The 15,282-nt window shown below is 62.1% G+C and carries 14 protein-coding genes; 8 read left to right on the plus strand and 6 right to left on the minus strand.

Annotated features, from left to right (window positions below; genetic code table 11):
* Positions 1 to 123 precede the first annotated feature (123 nt).
* On the minus strand, positions 124 to 1,074 hold the full coding sequence (locus ACTJLB_RS05445; protein WP_440782693.1) for a site-specific integrase: 951 nt from the start codon (positions 1,072 to 1,074) through the stop codon (positions 124 to 126).
* Between the two features lie 33 nt (positions 1,075 to 1,107).
* On the opposite strand from ACTJLB_RS05445, the gene ACTJLB_RS05450 reads away from it, so the two are divergent.
* Complete coding sequence (locus ACTJLB_RS05450; protein ID WP_025598622.1) at positions 1,108 to 1,242, plus strand: ABC transporter ATPase; 135 nt, start codon at positions 1,108 to 1,110, stop codon at positions 1,240 to 1,242.
* 111 nt (positions 1,243 to 1,353) lie between these two features.
* On the opposite strand, the gene ACTJLB_RS05455 is transcribed toward ACTJLB_RS05450, so the two are convergent.
* Positions 1,354 to 1,848 (minus strand): hypothetical protein, encoded by a 495-nt coding sequence (locus ACTJLB_RS05455; RefSeq protein WP_440782694.1) that lies wholly within the window; start codon positions 1,846 to 1,848, stop codon positions 1,354 to 1,356.
* A gap of 168 nt (positions 1,849 to 2,016) precedes the next feature.
* On the opposite strand from ACTJLB_RS05455, the gene ACTJLB_RS05460 reads away from it, so the two are divergent.
* From ACTJLB_RS05460 to ACTJLB_RS05470, 3 genes are all read left to right on the plus strand, one after another.
* Complete coding sequence (locus ACTJLB_RS05460) at positions 2,017 to 3,441, plus strand: aldehyde dehydrogenase family protein (RefSeq protein WP_440782695.1); 1,425 nt, start codon at positions 2,017 to 2,019, stop codon at positions 3,439 to 3,441.
* A 129-nt stretch (positions 3,442 to 3,570) separates the two neighbouring features.
* Complete coding sequence (locus ACTJLB_RS05465) at positions 3,571 to 4,761, plus strand: NAD(P)H-dependent flavin oxidoreductase (protein WP_440782696.1); 1,191 nt, start codon at positions 3,571 to 3,573, stop codon at positions 4,759 to 4,761.
* 69 nt (positions 4,762 to 4,830) lie between these two features.
* The gene (locus ACTJLB_RS05470; protein WP_440782697.1) at positions 4,831 to 5,484 is read left to right on the plus strand and encodes an OmpW/AlkL family protein; all 654 of its coding nucleotides are present in this window, start codon (positions 4,831 to 4,833) and stop codon (positions 5,482 to 5,484) included.
* 84 nt (positions 5,485 to 5,568) lie between these two features.
* Here ACTJLB_RS05470 and ACTJLB_RS05475 read toward each other — a convergent pair whose 3' ends face one another.
* The 3 genes from ACTJLB_RS05475 to ACTJLB_RS05485 form a co-directional block, all read right to left on the minus strand.
* On the minus strand, positions 5,569 to 5,772 hold the full coding sequence (locus ACTJLB_RS05475; protein ID WP_020070188.1) for a DUF1289 domain-containing protein: 204 nt from the start codon (positions 5,770 to 5,772) through the stop codon (positions 5,569 to 5,571).
* Positions 5,773 to 5,934: 162 nt separating this feature from the next.
* Positions 5,935 to 7,272 carry a phospholipase A gene (locus tag ACTJLB_RS05480; RefSeq protein WP_440782698.1) on the minus strand — a complete coding sequence of 446 codons (1,338 nt, stop codon included), beginning with the start codon at positions 7,270 to 7,272 and terminating at the stop codon, positions 5,935 to 5,937.
* Between the two features lie 294 nt (positions 7,273 to 7,566).
* Complete coding sequence (locus tag ACTJLB_RS05485) at positions 7,567 to 8,862, minus strand: Nramp family divalent metal transporter (RefSeq protein ID WP_020070191.1); 1,296 nt, start codon at positions 8,860 to 8,862, stop codon at positions 7,567 to 7,569.
* Positions 8,863 to 9,422: 560 nt separating this feature from the next.
* Between ACTJLB_RS05485 and ACTJLB_RS05490 the strand changes: the two genes are divergently transcribed.
* From ACTJLB_RS05490 to ACTJLB_RS05505, 4 genes are all read left to right on the plus strand, one after another.
* Positions 9,423 to 10,523 carry a polyamine ABC transporter substrate-binding protein gene (locus ACTJLB_RS05490; RefSeq protein ID WP_027804970.1) on the plus strand — a complete coding sequence of 367 codons (1,101 nt, stop codon included), beginning with the start codon at positions 9,423 to 9,425 and terminating at the stop codon, positions 10,521 to 10,523.
* A 155-nt stretch (positions 10,524 to 10,678) separates the two neighbouring features.
* On the plus strand, positions 10,679 to 11,779 hold the full coding sequence (locus ACTJLB_RS05495) for an ABC transporter ATP-binding protein (protein ID WP_087753247.1): 1,101 nt from the start codon (positions 10,679 to 10,681) through the stop codon (positions 11,777 to 11,779).
* Entirely contained in the window at positions 11,776 to 12,705 is a 930-nt protein-coding gene (locus ACTJLB_RS05500) for an ABC transporter permease subunit (protein WP_440782699.1), read from the plus strand. Before ACTJLB_RS05495 ends, ACTJLB_RS05500 begins: the two co-directional genes overlap by 4 nt.
* Positions 12,705 to 13,523 (plus strand): ABC transporter permease subunit, encoded by an 819-nt coding sequence (locus tag ACTJLB_RS05505; protein ID WP_088176975.1) that lies wholly within the window; start codon positions 12,705 to 12,707, stop codon positions 13,521 to 13,523. Before ACTJLB_RS05500 ends, ACTJLB_RS05505 begins: the two co-directional genes overlap by 1 nt.
* Before the next feature lie 92 nt (positions 13,524 to 13,615).
* On the opposite strand, the gene ACTJLB_RS05510 is transcribed toward ACTJLB_RS05505, so the two are convergent.
* A complete protein-coding gene (locus tag ACTJLB_RS05510; RefSeq protein ID WP_440782700.1) occupies positions 13,616 to 15,019 on the minus strand; it encodes a methyl-accepting chemotaxis protein in 1,404 nt (467 codons plus the stop codon).
* Between the last annotated feature and the right edge of the window lie 263 nt (positions 15,020 to 15,282).

Here is a 15,282-nt window from a genome sequence, read left to right on the forward strand (position 1 = left end):
GATAGGGCGCTCTGGCGGCACGTCACTCGGTGAGCAAGACGGCTTCATCGCCGGAATGTAACCGCCTTTAGCCGGCCGCGCATGCTCAAAGGCGGTTACGTCCCGGCGATGACAGTAGAGACGTCAGTCAAGTTTCTTGGCTAGGTCTTCGGCGCGCAGGTGGGTGTAGCGCCGTAAATGCTTAAGGTTTTTGTGCCCGGTGATCGTTGCCACTTCTATGACATTCAGTCCCTTTTCGAACAGACGGCTCGCCGCCTCGTGGCGCAGATCGTGAAAGTGCAAATTGCCAAGGCCGCATTGCTCTCGCACGCGGCTGAACGCGTACTTCATGGCTGACTGCGTTAGCTTGAACACACGGCCCGTATGCGGAGGCGGGCACCACGTCAAAGCCTCGACGGCACGGGTGGAGAGTGGCACCTTGCGTGCCGTCCCGTTCTTCGTCATTGGTAAGAGAGCGGTGCGCGCTTCCATGTCAATGTTCTCCCACCGAAGCTTCGCGATCTCGCCCTGACGCATGGCCGTCTCGATGGCGAGGATGATGGCCGGAGCGATTTCGCGGTTGAAGTCGATGGCCTTCTCGATCAACCTCTCGTCGTCTCCCGCCAGTAGCCGCATGTCACGCGGCAGGGGCAACTTTGGTCTACGAAGGCCGCGTACCGGGTTTGCGGTCAAGCCCATGTCCCATTCATCGATGGCTACCTTGCACACTGAGGAGATTGCATCGAGTTCACGCCCGACTGTGCTGCCGAGCACTTCTGTCACTCGGCGGTCGCGCCACTCTGCAAGATGCGGCTTACCGAACCCAGTCACCGGGACTGCACATAAGGCTTTCTCTCGCTTGAGGATCCGTTGCAGGACCCGCCGTTCCCATTCTCCCGATCTACGATGCGGCGCTACCTGCGCGATGTACTTCTTGAACAGGTCACCGACTGTCGGCCCAGTGTCAGCTTTCTCATGTTCCGCCGCCCATCTGAGCGCTTCCTGCTCCGTCGCGAACGTTGCGGACAGTTGCGGCTGTCCCTTGCGACGAATCTTTACCTGCCATTTTGTCCCACGCACACTGATTGAGGCCATTCACGTTCTCCAAGTGGTTGATTTTGAACATGAATGGGCGTCGTGTCGCACGACCGCGAGTTCGTGAGCGGCCTGGCCAACCGGATCATCGAAGTGAAGACCGACGGCACGCTGAACGACTTCGGCGGGAATTACGAAGACTTCCTGGCGAGCCAAGGCGTGCAGTAAGCATCTGACAAGCAGGGTTGGCGAAGCCATTGACCGCCGGGTGTGCCCGTCGGAAACATGGCTTCCAAGAACGGCGGTCCGGCATGCCTGTGCATGTCGGACCGCCGTTTTTCATTTGGCCGGCGGCTGGCCCGATGACAGGATTGTGCTTAGTTTCGTGCCACCTATCGATTCGCAATCCGCCTGCCTCGGTTCCGTCCATTGCACGGCGACGCCGCGCACTACGGGGCGGACCATCCGCCACGGCCAGAAGCCGAAGCGCTGCGAACCGCTGTACTCGACGATCGCATCGGCTCCGCGCAGTCGCGCATACTCCGCCATTTTCGGAAGGATGTCCGCGACGCCGCCGTAGGTGCCCTTGCCGATCTTCACATTCTTGATGACCTTGTACTTCTGACTCGCCGGCGGCAGCCGTGCAAAGAAGCAGAAGTTGCCAAGGCCGGCGGGAAGATCGGCCACTGGATGCGCGGCCTCTTTCGTGAGGTCCAGTTCGGCTTCAGATGCCGCGTCCGGCGCGGATTCCGCCGCGCGCGCGGTGCCTGCCGTCACGGCGATAGCAATCAGCGCTGCGATCAGCGAAAGTTTCGGATGTCGTGTGGGGTTCATGTTGGTCTCGACGTCTAACGCCACGGGGCGGGCGCTTTCTTTTGAAGCCGGATAGTAAGCGAGCGCGGCGCTATTGGCTACCCGGATTCCAGACCAGGGCGGCGGCGCGTTCGTCGCGACGCTGATTACAATAGGACCATTAATGTCCGCAGACAGAGGCCGACCATCATGAAGACCTACGACAAACTTTATATCGACGGAAAATGGATTGCGCCCTGTGGCACCGGCACGATCGACGTGGTGGATTCGGGCACCGAGGAAGTCATGGGGCGCATCCCCGAGGGCGTCGAAGCCGATGCCGAAAGCGCGATTGCCGCCGCCCGCGTGGCCTTCGACGGCTGGGCCGCGACGCCCGCTGCGCAGCGCGGCGAGTATTTACGGCGCATTGCCGAAAACCTGAAAGCGCGCACCGATGAACTGGCTGCGCTGATCGCGGGCGAAGTAGGCATGCCGCTGAAGCTCTCGCGTGCCATTCAGGTGGGCAGCCCCGTGTACAACTGGAACGCGTATGCGAAGCTCGCCGGCGAGTTCGAATTCGAGACGCGCGTCGGCAATTCGCTTGTCGTGCGCGAACCGGTCGGCGTGGTCGCCGCCATCACGCCTTGGAATTACCCGCTCAATCAGATCACGCTGAAGGTGGCGGCGGCGCTCGCCGCCGGTTGCACGGTCGTGCTCAAGCCTTCGGAAATCGCGCCTTTGAATGCCTTTGTGCTCGCCGAGGCGATTCACGAAGCCGGGCTGCCTGCCGGCGTGTTCAATCTGGTCAGCGGTTACGGACCGGTCGTCGGCGAGATTCTCGCGAGTCATCCATCGGTCGATATGGTGTCGTTCACCGGTTCCACGCGCGCGGGCAAGCGTGTGTCGGAACTGGCGTCGGCGACGATCAAGCGCGTTGCGCTCGAACTCGGCGGCAAGTCGGCCTCGGTGATTCTCGACGACGCCGACTTCGCCGCCGCGGTGAAAGGCACCGTCGGCGCGTGCTTCCTGAACTCGGGGCAAACGTGCTCCGCACACACACGCATGCTGGTCCCCGAGGCTCGCTACGACGAAGCGCGAGCGCTCGCGAAACAGGTGGCCGAGACATATGCAGCCGGCGATCCGCGCGACGAGAAAACGCGCCTCGGGCCATTGGCATCGGCGGCGCAGCAGGCGCGTGTGCAGCAATACATCGCGAAAGGAATCGAGGAGGGCGCCGAACTGGTGACCGGCGGCGCGGGGCTGCCCGACGGCGTGTCGAAAGGCTTCTTCGTCAAGCCTACTGTGTTCGGCCGGGTGCATCCCAAAGCGACGATCGCGCAAGAGGAGATCTTCGGCCCGGTCTTGTCCATTCTGACTTACAAGGACGAAGAAGAGGCGATTCGGATTGCCAACGATTCGCCGTATGGACTGGGCGGCGCGGTGTGGTCGGGCAGCGACGAGCGGGCCCAAGGTGTTGCGCGCCGCATCCGCACGGGCCAGATCGACATCAACGGCGGCGCATGGAATATGGCCGCGCCGTTCGGCGGCTTCAAGCAATCGGGCTTTGGACGCGAAAACGGCGTCTACGGGCTCGAGGAATATCTCGAACTCAAATCGATGCAATTCAAAGTTTGATCCGGATGACCGGCGTCAAGCACCCGGCGCGCGCGCGAACGTCATTCGCGCGCTGCTTGACCTGACGCAACCCCGGCTGCGCCCGACGGACGATGATCGGCGATTCGCTAATCGTCCGTCGGATCAGTCATGCTCCAGTCTCACTCCTTTTCACCGCTAGTTATCCGCGGCCGCTCGCTACTGCCGATCGTGCAGGGCGGCATGGGCGTCGGTATCTCAGCGCACCGGCTCGCAGGCAGCGTCGCACGCGAGGGCGCGCTCGGCACCATTGCCAGCATCGATCTGCGCCATCACCATCCGGACCTCGTCGAGCGTTGCAGCCGGTCGGCCGACCACGCCACGCTGGAACAGGCCAACCTCACAGCGCTCGCACGCGAAATCCACGCGGCGAAGGAGCTTAGCGAAGGCCGCGGCATGATCGCCGTCAACGTGATGAAGGCGGTCAGCGCGCAGGCCGATTACGTGCGCGTGGCTTGCGAAAGCGGCGCCGACGCAATCGTGATGGGCGCGGGTCTGCCGCTCGACCTGCCGGAGATGACCCAAGGCTGCGATATCGCGCTGATTCCGATCCTGTCGGACAGCCGCGGCGTTGCGCTCGTGCTGAAAAGGTGGATGAAGAAAGGCCGCTTGCCCGACGCTGTCGTAATAGAACATCCGGCGCACGCGGGTGGTCATCTGGGCGTCGCGAACATCGCCGATATGAACGATCAGCGCTTTGACTTCATGCGGATTCTGCAGGAGCTCGACGCCGTATTCGTCTCTCTCGGGCTCGATCGCAAGCAGGTGCCTTTGATCCTCGCGGGCGGCATCAATAGCCATGAGGCCGTGCGCGCGCTGCTCAACGCGGGTGCGAACGGTGTGCAACTCGGCACGCCGTTCGCCGTGACCGAGGAAGGCGACGCGCATCCGAATTTCAAGCGCGTGCTCGCCGATGCGGCGCCGGAAGATATCGTTGAATTCGTCAGCGTGACGGGCTTGCCCGCGCGCGCGGTGAAAACGCCGTGGCTCACGCGCTATTTGCGGCATGAAAGCAGGATTCGCGACAAGGTCGGCGCGCTCAAACACGCGTGCCCGACGGCGCTGGAGTGTCTGAGCGTGTGTGGCTGGCGCGACGGCGTGGAGAAGTTCGGCCATTTCTGCATCGACACGCGGCTCGCGGCGGCCTTGCGTGGCGACGTAGCGAATGGTCTCTTTTTCCGCGGTAAAGAAGCGCTGCCGTTCGGCCCGGCGATTCGCAGCGTGCACGATCTGCTCGAACTGCTGCTGACCGGCGTGACGCGACCGGCTGTCGCAGGGCGCTGTGCTTTCTCGCCCGGTTGACGGGAGTCAACTTGCCGCGCGGCTAGAGCTTCGACAATCCCCGCACATGACCAACAATCGGGGAAGTAGATGAAACTCTCGCTCAACAGGATCAGGACCGCCGCCATTGCATCGAGCCTGCTATGCGCGGCCGCGGTAGCGCCCCGGGCACATGCTGCCGGCGACGACACACTGAGCGGCATTCACGCCGGCGATGTGCTCGTGCGACTACGCGCGATCAGCATCGTGCCGAACGTGGACACGACCGGCACGCTGTCGGCGCTGAACGTCGGCGTCAACAACGCAACCGTGCCTGAACTGGATCTGACCTACATGATTCGCGACTATCTCGGCGTCGAATTGATTCTCGGCACGTCGCGTCATCAGCTCACGTCGAGCGTCGGCGGTCTGGGCGGCGTAAACGTATTGCCGCCGACATTGCTGCTGCAATATCACTTCAATCACGCAGGGCGCGTGCGTCCGTATGTCGGCGCGGGTCTGAACTACACGCTGTTCTACAACAACGGTCTGCACGTCGGCGCGCAGCCGGTGTCGATCAGCAATCACAGTTTCGGTCCGGCGTTGCAGGCGGGCGTCGACGTCCAGGTGACGAAGTCGTTCTTCGTGAACGCGGACATCAAGAAAATCTGGATGCACACGGACGCGTCGCTCAACGGTCAGCCGCTTGGCCGCGTGAGCATTGATCCGGTGGTGGTGGGGCTAGGTGTGGGTATGCGCTTCTAGTCGCTTCTGGGCGCTTCCAGTCGCATCGTGCTGGCATCGAGCAAGCTTTGCCGGAACATTCGGCATGACTATTCCGGTGAAGTTTCAAAGCTTGTCGTTCTGAAAGCGCATGGCTGTGCCTTCCTGCTCGATGCGTACCCACACGGCCCGCTTTTCTTCGTCGCTGAGAAAAACCCAGTTCGACACTTCGCCGGCGGTGCGGCCGCAACCTTTGCAGATGTCGTCGAACAGCGTGGAACACACGCCGATGCACGGGCTGTCGGGAAGAGCGTGGAGATTGGAAGCCATCGGAAACCTTGCAGCAGGGAAGCGGAGTTCCGCTATGTTAACCGATACGAAGCATGAGACCCGCCGAGCCGGGCAGTGCATCGAAAAGTGCAGTCAGTTGCACGTCGACAAGCGTATCGACAAGCACAGCGGCCCAAGCGCGCCGCTGCCTGATCCACAGTGTTACCGCGCAATGCTGTAACCGATGCGCGCCATCCAGTGCTGACGGTTGTTGTAGTCGAGCAGGTCTTCGCCGTAGCCATTGAAGTAGCCAATCCACAAATAGCCGCCCCACGCGCTGTTCAGCAACTTTGCGAGCGGATAGGTGAATTGCGTATCCACGCTGCCGTACCAGTGCTTGGTGCCTTTGCGCAGCGTGGTCGCAAGCTGCCAGCCGTCGGGGCTGCCGTATTTGACGAGCAGATCGACATAGCCCCGATAGTCCGCGATGTCGGGGTTACTTTCCTTGCCGAAGTAATAGTAGATTTTCGGCGACACCGTCAGATGGTTGGCCGTCAGATCGCCGAATTCCCACGTCGGGCGGATGAACGGCATGTTGATGCTGCGCGAATCGGCTCCACCCTTGCCGTTCGATTCATGCGCGACGCCTGCGGCGAAGCCCATCCGCGTAAAGAGCGGACTGCGCCAGCCTGTGTCCGGCACGTAGTAGAACAGTTGCGGCGAGTAGGTGGTGTCGCGGAACGGCCGGGATTCGGCGGACAGATCCCATATCGACGTCTGCGTGTACGCGAAGTACAGATTGTCGATGAACGCCTTCGAGCGCAGGTCGTCGGGAATGCGCAATCGATACTTGAAGCTCAGTTGCAGCCGCGCGTTGGTGTCGCCGTTGTGGCCGACGGCGAAGTACATCGGCTCGTAGTAGGAGACGTGCGCGAACACGCCGCGTCCGGTGGTCGACAGAGAGTCGCCGGGCGGCGAGATGGCGTCGCCCGTGGGGCCGTCGAGCGCCGCCGCCGTCGCCGCAGCCTGCGCGGGCGTGCTCGCCTGGGTCTCGGTGCGCTCGGCCTGCGCAATCGCCTCCTGCTGCGGACCGCGATTGATCACGACGAGCGCCGGCGATGCATCGAAGCCGACCGGATCGATACGCATCTCGCCGCGCGCCGATTCCGGCCACGGCGCTGAAAAACGCACTTTACGAAACTGCCCCGGCCGCAGACGCAGCGTGTCGGGCACGCCCGCTTCCCGCGCGAGTTCGAGCGGCTGCGGCGCTTGTTCGCCGCCGGTCAGATTCACGCGCAAGGTTTGCGGCACGGTGACGGTTAACGGGTGGCCGTCGTCGGCGGAATAGAGCAGCGTGAGCTGCAACGGCTCACGGGCCGCCGCGATGCGCGCCGGTTGCAGCATCGCGACCGTGGCGGCAGCCTCGCCCGGCAACGCGCCTGACAATGCGAAGACGGCGAAAGCCAGTGTGAGTCTGTTGCGGCGTGGCAAGAGATGAGCGCGGCGAATCGTCACGAAGATGCGGCGAGCAAAACGGTCGAATGAAGCAACAAGGTGCATGGGCTGTCGTCCAGGAGCGAGGCTGCGAGCGAAACGGCGCGGCGCGTCTCGAATGAGATCAAGCGCGGCGCCTGCTTTCGCCGCCGCGTCGATGCGAGAGGCGAGGAGGTGGCAAAAGAATGGCTGCCGGGCGGCTACGGGAATCGCAGGCAGCCACCGTGATTCACAGCAGCACGGCGCGGCGCCTCGGCAATCGGCGGCGCCGCACAGGTTGAAATACTAAAAGATTATTTACAAGTTGACTGCAACCGTCGGCGAAGTTGCATTACAAGCGGGTCTAACGCCGAGGCGCCCTCAATTGCCGAACGCGACCTGCCAGAGCAGCGCTCCGTTGAGCATGATGATGAAGGTGGCCGACATCCACGCCAGCACCAGCGCTACGCCGTGCACTCGCCAGCCGCGCATTAGACGTGCATCCGATGCGTAACGGATCAACGGTACGACCGCCAGCGGCAATTGCAGGCTCAGCACGACCTGGCTTGCGACCAGCAGCTGGTTGGAGCCTTCCTGACCGTACATCGTCACGGCCACGAGCGCCGGCCCGATGGCCAGCGCGCGCGTGAGCAGCGCGCGTTTCCAGCGCGGGAGGCGCAGTTGCAGGAAGCCCTCCATGACCGCCTGGCCCGCCAGCGTGCCGGTCACGGTCGCGCTCAGGCCGCACGCCAGCAGCGCCGACGCGAACAGAATCCCGGCCCAGTGCGTGCCCAGCAGCGGCGCAATCAGGCGGTGAGCGTCCGCGAGATCGGTGACGTCGCGATGGCCGCTCGCATGAAACACGGCCGCCGCGACGATCAGCAGCGCCGCATTGATCACGAAGGCAAAGAGGAGCGAGCCGATGGTGTCGATATTGACCACATGCAACGCGGCCTTGATCTGCGCGTCGCTGCTGTCGGGCGCGTGATGCTTGACGAGCGACGAGTGCAAATAGAGGTTGTGCGGCATCACCGTGGCGCCGACGATGCCCGCCGCGAGCCACACCATCCCCGCGTTGCGCAGTAGCTCGATGCTCGGCGCCGTGCCCGCCAGCGCCGCATGCCAGTCGGGCCGCGCGAGCGCCAGTTCGATCACGAAGCACAAACCGACGAAACCGATCAGCGCCGCAATCACCGCTTCCAGCTTGCGGCCGCCTTTCTGCTGAAGCGCGAGCAGCGCGAATGTGCAGACAGCCGACATCAGCACGCCGACAGTCAGCGACACTCCCAGTAGCAATTGCAGCGCGACGGCGCTGCCAACGACCTCGGCGACGTCGCAGGCGATGATCGCGACCTCGCTCGTCAGCCACAGAAAGATCGTGCGCCGCCGCCCCGAATGTTCGCGGCAAACCTGCGCGAGGTCGCGCCCGGTTACGACGCCCAGGCGCGACGACAGCCATTGCAGCAGCATTGCCATCATGCTCGCGAGCACGACCATGCCCAGCAACTGATAGCCATAGCCGGCGCCCGCGCCGAGCGCCGTGGCCCAATTGCCAGGATCGATATAGCCGACCGCGATCAGCGCCCCGGCGCCGACGAACGAGAACCAGTGCGCGGGTCCTTTTTCGGGTAGACGTCGACGGCGGTTAGGGCGCAGCGCGAACGGATTGGTGTTCATGGATGCCTGAGGTCAAAGACTGCCTGTTTCCGCAAGGGCCGTGCCCGCGGGGCTTGTGTGAGCCCCCAAGCCTGCAACGCGGCGAGCCTCGCAGAGAGGCTTGCCGCGCGCTGCCGGGTCTCGCGGACGGCCGCACGCACGCTACCGGGAGTCAGCCGCCGCGATCTGCGCCTGTCAGCCATTGTGCTCCGTCGAACGGCATTGCGCCGCCGGGCGATGCCGCCGTAAAGCCGGCGGCATTGCGGCGTCCGGCCAGGCGGCGCGAAGCGCCCGCGCTGGCCGGCCCGCAGCCTTACTCCGGCGGCAACTTTGCAGCGTGCCGCGCGCCGGGGTTTTTTTCGGGTAGACACGCGCTCATAACCCGCTAAAATTGCGCCCATTTTCCGGCGGCGCGGCATACGCTGTACCGTTTGCGCGACAATGCGGCGTTTTTTTTGGACCGCGCAATAATTGGTGGTAGTTTTCGGGTTTTTCAGGGGAGCCGTGGGGCGCTGCGTTCGCACCGCGCCGCGGCATGCGTGAGGACGGCCGGTTCGGACCGGTCAGGATCGGAGAACGGGATGAAAAGACGGGTAGTGGGGCAAGTGGCTGCGCTGGTCTTGTGCGCGGCGCCGTGGCTGACGGCGGCAGCGAAGGATACGCAGCTCAACGTGTATAACTGGTCCGATTACATCGCCAAGGACACCATTCCGAACTTCACCAAGCAGACCGGCGTCCAGGTCAAATATGACAACTACGACAGCGACGACACGCTGCAAGCCAAGCTTCTGACCGGCAATTCCGGTTACGACATCGTCGTGCCGACGAGCAATTACGCGGGCAAACAGATCGCAGCGGGCATCTTCTCGCCGCTCGACAAATCGAAACTGCCGAACCTGAAGTACCTCGACCCTTCGCTGATGTCGCTCGTCGCGGGCGCGGATCCGGACAACAAGTTCACGGTGCCCTGGGCTTATGGCACGACCGGACTTGGCTACAACGTCACGAAGGCACAGCAGATCCTCGGCAAGAATGTGCCGCTGGATAACTGGGACATTCTGTTCAAGCCGGAAAACATCTCGAAGCTGAAGGCGTGCGGCGTGTCCGTGCTCGACGCGCCGGATCAGATGTTTGCCGCCGCGTTGCACTACATCGGCAAGGATCCGATGAGCACGAACCCGGCCGACTACCGCGCCGCGCTCGCCATGCTCAAGAAGATCCGTCCGTACATCACGCAGTTCAACTCGTCGGGTTATATCAACGACTTGGTCGGCGGCGACGTGTGCTTCGCATACGGCTGGTCGGGCGACGTTGTGATCGCCAAGCATCGCGCGATCGAAGCGAAGAAAGCGTACAAGATCGAGTACTACATTCCGAAGGGCGGCGCGCCCGTGTGGTTCGACGTGATGGCGATTCCGAAAGACGCGAAGCACAAGGAAGCCGCGCTGGAGTGGATCAACTACATCGAAACGCCGCAGGTCCACGCCGCGATCACCAACGCCGTCTACTATCCGAGCGCGAATCTCGAAGCGCGCAAGTACGTGGACAAGGACGTCGCGAACGATCCGGCTGTCTACCCGCCGCCCGACGTCATCAAGACGTTGTTCCTGCTCAAGCCGCTGCCGCCTGAAGTCCAGCGGCTGCAGACGCGGCTCTGGACCGAGTTCAAGTCCGGCCGCTAACCCGGCCAGGTGAATGGGTAAGCATCATCAAGAAGCCCTCGGTGTCCACCGGGGGCTTTGTTCGTCAAACGCCGGAGTAAAGCATTGTGATGAGTAGTGAGCAGTCGGGCGCGCTGGACCGGGTGGCCGCGCCGTCCGCTGGCGGCAACGCCGCGATGAACGACGCAGCCGAGAACTTCGTGCAGATCGTCGACGTCGTGAAAAAATTCGGCGAGACCGTGGCGGTCAAGCAGGTCAATCTGTCGGTGAAGAAGGGCGAGTTGTTCGCGCTGCTCGGCAGTTCCGGCTGTGGCAAGTCCACGTTGCTGCGTATGCTGGCGGGACTCGAAACCGTGACCTCCGGCAAGATCCTGATTGACGGCGAGGACCTTGCGCAATTGCCGCCGTATCGCCGGCCGGTCAACATGATGTTTCAGTCGTATGCGCTTTTTCCGCATATGACGGTCGAATCGAACGTCGCGTTTGGTCTGAAGCAGGAAGGCGTGCCCAAGGCGGAATTGAAGGACCGCGTGCAGACTGCGCTCGAACTCGTGCAGATGGGCCGCTTCGCGAACCGCAAGCCGCATCAGCTTTCGGGCGGGCAGCAGCAACGTGTCGCGCTGGCGCGCTCTCTCGTGAAGCGGCCCAAGCTGTTGCTGCTCGACGAGCCGATGTCCGCGCTCGACAAACAGATCCGTCAACGCACGCAGATTGAACTCGTCAACATTCTCGACACGGTCGGCGTGACCTGCATCATGGTGACGCACGATCAGGAAGAAGCCATGACGATGGCGGGCCGCCTCGCGGTGATGAGCGAAGGCGAGATCGTGCAGCTCGGCACGCCGCACGAGGTGTACGAGTATCCGAATAGCCGCTTTTCGGCGGAGTTCATCGGCTCGACGAATCTGTTCGAAGGACATACGGTCGAAGACGAGCCCGATCACGTCTTTATCGAAACGCCCGATCTCACTTGCCGCCTGTATGTCAATCACGGCATTACCGGTCCGCTCGGCATGCCGGTGACGATTTCCGTGCGGCCCGAGCGCATTGCGCTGACGCGCAAGCCGCCTGAGGGTGCATACAACTGGGGCAAGGGCGTCGTCACCAATATTGCTTACATGGGCGGCTATTCGCTGTACCACGTGAAGCTCGACAGCGGCAAAACGGTGATCGCCAATGTGACGAGCCTCGCGCTCACCGAGATCGATCCGCCGACCTGGGGCGACGAGGTGTACGTGCGCTGGAGCGCTTCGGCCGGTGTGGTGCTCACGTCATGAAGCGCCAGTTCAATTCGTTGTTCAACTGGCCGGTGCGGCGCTTCAACCTGACTGGCCGCACCGCGGTCGTGGCCGGTCCGTTCGTCTGGCTGCTGCTGTTTTTTCTCGTGCCGTTTCTGCTGGTCGTCAAGATCAGCTTTGCCGATCTGCAGCTTGGCATTCCGCCGTACACCGAACTGACGAGTTTCGTGGACGGCGCGATCAACCTCAAGCTCGACCTGTCGCATTACGCGTTTCTCGTCACGGACAGCCTGTACTTTGCGACGTACGTGAATTCGGTGGTGGTTGCCGCGATCTCGACGCTGCTGTGTCTGCTGATCGGCTATCCGATGGCGTATTACATCGCGCGTTCGGATCCGGCGCGCCGCAATCTGCTGATGATGGCCGTGATGCTGCCGTTCTGGACGTCGTTCCTGATTCGCGTTTATGCGTGGATCGGCATTCTGAAGAACAACGGCTTGCTGAATAATTTTCTGATGTCGACCGGTCTGATTCATTCGCCGATCGAGCTGTATCACACCAATACCGCCGTCTATATCGGCATGGTGTATTCGTATCTGCCGTTTCTCGTGATGCCTCTGTATGCGCACCTGGTGAAAATGGACATGACTTTGCTGGAGGCCGCATACGACCTCGGCGCGAAGCCCTGGAAAGCGTTCTGGCAGATTACGTTGCCGCTCTCGAAGAACGGCATTATCGCCGGTTGCCTTCTCGTGTTTATTCCGGCGGTGGGCGAGTACGTGATTCCGGAATTGTTGGGCGGCGCGAATACGCTGATGATCGGCCGCGTGATGTGGAATGAGTTCTTCGACAATGCGGACTGGCCAATGGCTTCCGCTGTGACGTGTGCAATGGTGCTGCTGCTGTTGGTGCCGATGGCGTTTTTCCAGTATGCGCAGGCGAAGGCAATGGAGGAAAGACGCTAATGAAGCCGAACCGGATTTTGCAGTTCACCGCGTTGGCGTTGGGCTTTCTGTTTTTGTATGTGCCCATTGTGAGTCTGATCGTCTACTCGTTCAATGAATCGCAACTGGTCACCGTATGGACGCGCTTTTCGACGCGCTGGTACGCGGCGTTATTGCAGGACGACGAGTTGATCGCTGCGGCGTGGCTCTCGTTGAGGGTGGCGGTGCTGACGGCGTTTGCGTCGGTGATTATCGGCACATGGGCGGGCTTCGTGCTCGCGCGCATGGGGCGTTTTCGCGGCTTCACGCTTTATACCGGCATGATCAACGCGCCGCTGGTGATTCCCGAGGTGATTCAGGGTATTTCGTTGCTGTTGCTGTTTATCGAAATGGCGAAGTGGCTCGGATGGCCGGCCGGGCGCGGCATATTCACGATCTGGATCGGACACGTGATGCTGTGCATTTCGTACGTGGCGATCATCGTGCAGTCGCGCGTGAAGGAGTTGCATCCTTCGCTGGAGGAAGCGGCGCTCGATCTCGGGGCGACGCCGCTTCGCGTGTTTTTCTCGATCACGTTGCCGTTGATTTCACAGGCGCTGGTGTCGGGGTGGCTGTTGTCGTTTACGTTGTCAATCGACGATCTGGTTTTGTCCGCGTTCCTGTCGGGGCCTGGGTCGACGACTTTGCCGCTGGTGGTTTTCTCGCGCGTGAGGCTCGGCTTGAATCCGGAGATGAATGCGTTGGCGACGCTGTTTATTGCGGTGGTTTCCGTTGGGGTCGTGGCGGTTAATTATTTTATGCAGCGGGCGGAGAGGAGGAGGGTGCAGGTTGCCGTCTAGCGTTTGCCTGTGTCTGATTTTTTGTTGGCCTTTCCTTGAAGACAAGGAAAGGCCGGGAACAACGGTAAGCACAAAGCGAAGGCGCCTGAATCCTAGACCCTATACCCGATCCTGACTCCTCCCCAATGCCGCCCGCGGACGAAAACGGGCGCCGACGCATCTTTCATCAAAACGAACTCTCCGCCTCCCATATCGCGCCGATAAGTCTGAAGCAGAAACTTCTTTGTATGCGATCCGGCAGCAAGTCCCGTCCGGTCATTGAAAATGCGCCGGTTGCGGCAATTGGCCATGTTCCAGACGACATCGTCGCGTTGCGGCAAGGAGAACTTCAGATTGTGTGTCGGCAGGTAACCGCGCACGTCGATTGCCGCAGAGAACGCCACGCGTGGATCGAGATCGAGTAACGGCTCCTGAATCGCCGGCAAAACGCGATCGGTGAACGCAGTGAAACGCGTCATGAACTGTGGCGGATTAGTGCCCGGCACGGGCACGTAGTGTTGATCGAAAAGATCGTCGAGAGAAATATCGCCGTGCGCGACAGCCGCCTCGAATACCTTGCTTACTTTGGCCGCTGCCTCCTGAACGGCTTCAATAAAGCGTGTGTCAGCGGTTTCGACGCCCGCCGCCGCTGTCAACTCGATCAACGTCTCCGACACGCCCAGCAAGTTGCCGAGACGATTCTTCGCCTGCACGAAGTTCTCGCTCGAATCTTCGACTCCGGTCGCCATTTCGAGCACTTGCGCCTCGAGCCCGTCGCACTGCGTTTCGATCTCGCCGGTCAATGCCGCGATCTGCTCGGCCTCGTTGTTCAGATGCGCGATGGCGTCGCCCGTTGCATGCACGACGTCACCGATCTTGCGCGTGCCCTCACGCACCCGGTGCGCGCGCTCCGTATTCACCGAGCCTTCGTTGATCAGCTGTTCGGTCTGCTGCGTGAGTTGCGCGAGCGTCGTCTCGATCTGACCGGTTGCCTGCGCGGTCTTTGCCGACAGGTTCTTTACCTCGGCCGCCACGACGGCGAAACTGCGACCGGACTCGCCGGCGCGCGCCGCTTCGATCGCGGCGTTCAGCGCGAGCAGATGCGTCTGCCGCGCGATCAAGGAGATTTCCTCCGAGACGCGGCTCACGTGTGCAAGCGCGCTGCGCAGCGCGCCGATCTGGCTTTCGATCACGGTCACCCCTTCCACCAGGCCGTGGATGTCGGCGAGCGATGCCTCCAGCGTCTCCTGCGATTCCTGCACGCCGGTTGCCGCATGCGCCGAGACTTCGCGCATGCCTCGCGCAGCGGTCGCTATCCGATGATTGCCCGCGAGCGTCCGCGCGGCGGACTCGCGCAACGCCTTGCAGACTTGGGCCTGATGCTGCACGCGCGCGGCGACTTCATCGACGTGGCCGGACACATCGCAAATTTCGATACCCAGTTTGCCCGCCTGCGAGGCAATATCGCCGACCACCGCCTCGGAGCGGGCCGGCCGGCGAAAGCTGAAACGCGACATGGACGTCTCCTTTGACGCTAACGGCGCTGGCGGTTGGCGCACAGCGTCTTCTCAACGCGTTTACGGCGGGCTTTCGGTGGACTTGATACGGGGTATCCCGCAGTCGCTATCATGTGCGGTTTGGCGTCGCGACAGCCGCAATCAGGCGTGCGGCCGTGACCATCCCTTTTTTCGACGGTAACGATGTACGACTCCTTAGCGCGCGTTTCGGGCTGGCAACAGCTTTATCATTTGTGGGAGCTGATCGTCATGCTCTGCAAGTT

Origin of the sequence: Paraburkholderia sp. 22098, from assembly GCF_052045935.1 — a bacterium.
Classification (GTDB): domain Bacteria; phylum Pseudomonadota; class Gammaproteobacteria; order Burkholderiales; family Burkholderiaceae; genus Paraburkholderia; species Paraburkholderia caledonica.